General features: G+C 77.2%; 3 protein-coding genes. 1 reads left to right on the top strand and 2 read right to left on the bottom strand.

The window, feature by feature from the left end; translation table 11 throughout:
- Positions 1–419 precede the first annotated feature (419 nt).
- Positions 420–1,397: an NAD(P)-dependent alcohol dehydrogenase gene (locus E2C05_RS30085; RefSeq protein ID WP_133223296.1), complete on the top strand. Its 978-nt coding sequence runs from the start codon at positions 420–422 to the stop codon at positions 1,395–1,397.
- A gap of 501 nt (positions 1,398–1,898) precedes the next feature.
- On the opposite strand, the gene E2C05_RS30080 is transcribed toward E2C05_RS30085, so the two are convergent.
- Complete coding sequence (locus E2C05_RS30080) at positions 1,899–2,366, bottom strand: RidA family protein (RefSeq protein WP_133223295.1); 468 nt, start codon at positions 2,364–2,366, stop codon at positions 1,899–1,901.
- Positions 2,367–2,544: 178 nt separating this feature from the next.
- The coding region (locus E2C05_RS33610; RefSeq protein ID WP_456306541.1) for a TSCPD domain-containing protein at positions 2,545–3,382 on the bottom strand (838 nt) is incomplete at its 5' end.

Raw genomic sequence — 3,382 nt, 5'->3', positions numbered from 1 at the left:
GGCGGCGCGGCAGGTCGGAGGAGGGCGGGCGGGCTGGGCATGGCGGGCGTCTCGGCCATGGCCGGCGGCGGGGCAACCGCGCCCGCCGACACGAACGCGTCACGCCGCCGGGGGCGGCGCCATGCGACAGGAGCCTGGGTGCTGGTGCGTCGCGCCTGCGGCCCTGCCCGCATCGCCCGGTCGGAGAACGGCGGGGCACGGACCGGTCCGCGATTCAGCCTGGGCGCCGGCATGCCCCGCCCATGTCCGGTCCGGCCGGGGCGGGGCGGGGAGCGGGTGGGCATGCGTCGCTGCGCTCGGCACCAGCCGGGGCGGCGACACGGACCGGCGGCGGAGGGGTAGGAAAAACCCCCGCGGACGGCGAGGCTACGCCCCCTGGCGCATCGTCACGCGTGACCGCGCCGCGCCCGGAGCCTGCCATGAAGGCCGCTGTCCACCACCGCTATGGGCCGCCCGAGGTCCTGCGGATCGCGGAGGTCGCGCTGCCGCGCATCGGCCGGCGGGACATCCGGGTGCGGGTGCATGCCAGCACGGTCACCTCGGGCGATGCGAGGCTGCGCAGCCTTCGCGCACCGGCCGGCTTCCGGCTGCCGATCCGGCTGGCCTTCGGCCTCCGCGGGCCGCGCCAGCCCATCCCCGGCATGGAGTTCGCGGGCGAGGTGGAGGCCGTCGGCGCGGAGGTGACGCGGTTCCGGCCGGGCCAAGCCGTTTTCGGCATCGTGCTGCGCGGCGCCAATGCCGAGTACCTGACGATCCGCGAGGATGCGGCGGTCCTGCCGATCCCGGCGGGCCTGGCCTTCGCCGAGGCGGCGGCGGTGCCCTTCGGGGCGCTCGCCGCCCTTACCTTCCTGCGCGACGTGGCCCGCCTGGCGCCGCGGGAGCGCGTGCTGGTGATCGGCGCGGCCGGCGGCGTCGGCGTTTTCGCGGTGCAGATCGCAAAGCACCTCGGTGCCGAGGTGACCGGGCTGTGCAACGGAGCGAATGCCGATTTGGTGCGAAGCCTCGGCGCGGATGCCGTGGTCGACCGCAGCCTCGGGCCGCGCGGCGCGGGGGCAAGGGCCTATGATGTCATCCTCGACACGGTCGGCGCGACGCGCTTCGCGGCATGGCGCCCCTGCCTCGCGCCGCGCGGGCGGCACGTGTTCCTCTCCTTCGGCCTGTGGGAGGTGGTGCAGATGGCCACCACGTCCCTGCGGCCAGGGCCGCGCGTGCTGTGCGGCTTCTCGGGCAACGACCCCGCCGAGCTTGCCCGCATCGCCACGCTGCTGGAGGCGGGGGTGCTCCGCCCCGTCATCGGGCGTCGCCATCGGCTCGAGGATATCGCGGCCGCCCATCGCGAGGTGGACGGCGGCGGCAAGCGCGGCAGCCTGGTGATCGAGGTCACCGATCCCGGTTGATCCCATCCCCCGACGACAGGGGGTCGGCCGGGCAGGGCCAGGATCGCCTCCCGGATGGCGCCCCGCGCCTCGGCGGGTGCGGCAGGCCGCTGCGCCAGGGTTGCACCGCGCGGCGACCCGCCGCCGCTGGAGCGGATCGCGGCGGGCCCTGCACGGCCCGGAGCGTGACCCCGCCCGGCAAGCGCGGCGCCAGGGCGGTGCGGCATGCCATCCCGGACGCCGCGCCGCTCAGCCGGGCCGGGTCGCCACCCGCGGCCATGGCGGCGGTGCCTGGGCTGCCGCCGAGCGCGACCGCGGGGATGGTCCCCGGCCCGCGCGGCCGGGTTGCGGCGACGCCCGCGCCTGGCGGCCTGCATCCTCGATCCACCGTGGCCGCGCCCGTGGCCGGAGCCTGGCGAGGACGCGGCGCCTGGCGACGTCCACGGGCATCCGCTCCGGTCCGGATCCGGCAACCCGTACCGGGTCGGTCGCCTCGGCCGCGCGCCGTCGGCGCCGCCCTGGTCACCCGATCTCGAACATCCCCTCCACCTCCACCGCCGCGTCGCCGGGCAGGGAGGGGACGCCGATGGTCGTGCGGGCATGCCGGCCGGCATCGCCGAACAGCGCCACAGCCAGGTCCGACGCGCCGTTCATGACCACCGCATGCTGGGTGAAGTCGGGCGGCGCGGCGATGAAGCCGCCGAGGCGCAGCACCCGCCTCACCCGGTCGAGGTCGCCGCCGCAGGCCGCCTTCACCTGCGCCACCAGGTTGACGAAGCAGAGCCGCGCCGCGGCCTGCCCGTCCTCCATCGAGACGCCGGCGCCGACCTTGCCGGTATAGGCGATGCGGCCCTCCTTCAGCGGGATCTGGCCGGAGACCACCACCAGGCTGCCGGAGATGGTGAAGGGGATGTAGTTCGCCACCGGCGCCGCCGGGGCCGGCAGCACGATGCCCAGTTCCGCCAGCTTCGCCTCGATCCTGCCTGCCATCCTGGTTCCTCCCCCCGGCCGTGGCCGTCCTGCCGTTCCATGACAACCGGCGGGCCCGGGTTCAAGCGGCGGCGCCGGCGGGCGGCAGGAGTGACCTTCCCGTTCCGGCGATGTTCGGCATCCGTGCCCAGCGACCGTATACGCCAGCCATCCGGCCCCGGACGCCGCCGTCCGGCGGTCAGCCCACCACGCGCAGCGACCGGCGCCGGCCGCGCGGGCTGGCGGCCGGCGGCAGGTCCAGCGGCAGCAGCGGCGCCATCTGCGCCGGCTGGCCCACCGCATCCGCCAGGCAATCCGCCTCGGACGGCTCGGGCAGGTCGCGCCGGCCGAGATAGTCCAGCGCCAGCCGCCGGAAGGCCCAGTCCAGCACGGAGGTGGCGCGGCGGATCGCCGGGTCGCCCTCCACCGGGCCGGACGGGCCGAAGCGGGTATAGGCGAAGGCCTCGACATACTCGGCCAGCGGCACGCCGGCCTGCAGTCCCAGCGAGACCGACTGCGCGAAGGCATCCATCAGGCTGCGGAAGGCGGCGCCTTCCTTCGACAGGGTGAAGGCGACCTCCAGCAGGGTGCCCTGCGGGTCCTCGGCGGTGCGCAGCGCCACGCGGTGGCCGCCGACCGTGACATGCAGCGTGGTGCCGGCATGCCGGCGCATGGCCGGCAGGGGCTTCGGCGCCGGGCGGGCGGGGGCGGGCAGCGCCGCCGGGGCGGGCGGTGCCCCATGCAGGAAGGGCGCGACGGCGGCGCGCATCGCATCCCGCCCCGCCTCGCCGACCGGCGCGAGCAGGTCGCCGACCCGCGCCGGGTGGTCGCGGCCGGCGCGCAGCGCGGCCCGGGTCGGCAGGTCCGCCAGCCCCGCCGGCGTCAACACGCAGCGGGTCGCACCCGGCGCCGGGGACAGGCCGGCGGTCTCGGCGCCCAGCAGCGCCTCCACCGCATCGGCCGGGGCCAGCACCACCAGCGCCTGGTGCCGCAGGCCGGGGGCCGCGGCGGCGGCGTCCAGCGCCGCCCGGGCGGCG

This window comes from Paracraurococcus ruber, assembly GCF_004353985.1.
Taxonomy (GTDB): domain Bacteria; phylum Pseudomonadota; class Alphaproteobacteria; order Acetobacterales; family Acetobacteraceae; genus Paracraurococcus; species Paracraurococcus ruber.
The sequence above is the reverse complement of the archived record's forward strand: the minus strand, read 5'-3'. Positions and strand labels throughout refer to the sequence as shown.